Annotated in this window: 1 protein-coding gene; it reads right to left on the minus strand. The window is 59.8% G+C overall.

Annotation, left to right across the window (positions count from 1 at the left end; all coding sequences use genetic code 11):
- Positions 1–73: 73 nt before the first annotated feature.
- A partial coding sequence (locus tag SB772_RS40505) for an ATP-binding domain-containing protein (protein ID WP_410838585.1) occupies positions 74–276 on the minus strand: 203 nt, incomplete at its 5' end.

Consider the following 276-nt stretch of genomic DNA (forward strand, 5'->3'; position numbering starts at 1 on the left):
TGTTCTGCTCGGCATCGTCCAGGTCTGAAGACTTTTCACTCCCACGGGAACGGCGTCCGCCACGCCTGCCCGCCTAACGAACGATGGTCAAAGTCTCGGCTGCACGGGTGATTGCCGTGTAAAGCCAGCGCTCGCGCGTATCGCGGAAGGCCCAGCTTTCATCGAACAGCACGACATTGTTCCACTGCGAGCCCTGCGCCTTGTGAACCGTCAGCGCATAGCCGTAGTCGAATTCGTCGTAGCGCTTACGGGTGTTCCAGGGAATTTCGCCCTCGA

It is taken from the genome of Paraburkholderia sp. SIMBA_030 (genome assembly GCF_046535245.1).
GTDB lineage: Bacteria > Pseudomonadota > Gammaproteobacteria > Burkholderiales > Burkholderiaceae > Paraburkholderia.